Raw genomic sequence first — 1,130 nt, 5'->3', positions numbered from 1 at the left:
CGGGGCGGGCCGGCCGGGGGCGTCAGACATGGCAGGGCATCATCTCGCCGCCGTTCAGGGCCGCCATGTCCGCGAAGTACTCCGCCGCGTCCAGCGGATGGCCCTCCGGCTCGCCGGCCAGCTCGCTGTACGCCCGGTGCAGGTTCGCCACCAGCCGCTCCGGCTCCCGCAGCTCCGCGAACGCCTCCGGGTCCGCCCCCCGCGCCGCCTCCAGCGGCGTCCGGCCCGCCGCGCGGCCCTCGACGGCCAGCTCGCCGACGTAGCGCAGATACCGCTCCACCGCGTCGAACACCCCCGCGTCCGTCACCGGCCCGTGCCCCGGCACCACCGTCTGCGCGCCCAGCGACCGCAGCCGCTCCAGCGCCCGCAGCGACCCGGAGAGCGAGCCGAACGCGACGAACGGCGTCCCGCCGCACATCGCTATGTCCCCGGCGAACACCACCCGCTGCTCCGGCAGCCACACCACCGTGTCCCCGACCGTGTGCGCGGGCCCCGGGTGCAGCAGCCGGACCTCCGTGCCGCCCGCGGTCAGCGTCATCGACTCGGTGTACGTCATGTCCGGCGCCCGCAGCCGCACGTCCCCGTACTCCACCTCCGGCCACACCAGCTCCAGATGGCGCCCCGCGGCGAGCACCTGCTGCCGGCACGCGGCGTGGCCGACGACGGTGGCGGGGGCGAAGACGCCGTTGCCGTACGTGTGGTCGCCGTGGTGGTGGGTGTTGACCACGAGCGCCGGGTCGGGCGCCCCGCTGGCCAGCACCGCCTCGCGCAGCAGCCGCGCCCGGCTCTCGGTGGCCGCGGTGTCGACGAGCAGGGTGGTCGTGCCGTCGCTGACGAAGCCCGCGTTGCTCAGGCACCAGCCGCCGTCCGGCTGGATGTAGGCGTGGACGCCGGTGGCGAGCTGCACGCTGTACGGCGTGCGGGCGGCGTCGACCGCACGGTCCACGATCTGCGCCGGCGTGGCGTCGATGCAGACCGCCGCCCCGTGCTCGTCGGGCGCCAGCGGTTCGAGCGCCGCGAACTGCGCGTCCAGCACGTCGTGCGGCACGAACAGCTCCTTGCGCTCGGCCAGTCGGGCGCCGATCAGGCAGCGGGAGCCGTCCAGGTGCAGGAAGTACAGGCCCGGCACC

General features: G+C 75.7%; 1 protein-coding gene. It reads right to left on the bottom strand.

Annotated elements, in window-relative coordinates:
- Positions 1–22: 22 nt before the first annotated feature.
- Complete coding sequence (locus H5J30_RS34850; protein WP_374101068.1) at positions 23–1,129, bottom strand: MBL fold metallo-hydrolase; 1,107 nt, start codon at positions 1,127–1,129, stop codon at positions 23–25.
- Position 1,130 lies beyond the last annotated feature (1 nt).

The sequence above is a fragment of the Streptomyces phytophilus genome, assembly GCF_013870535.1.
Classification (GTDB): Bacteria; Actinomycetota; Actinomycetes; order Streptomycetales; family Streptomycetaceae; genus Streptomyces; species Streptomyces phytophilus.
The sequence above is the reverse complement of the archived record's forward strand: the minus strand, read 5'-3'. Positions and strand labels throughout refer to the sequence as shown.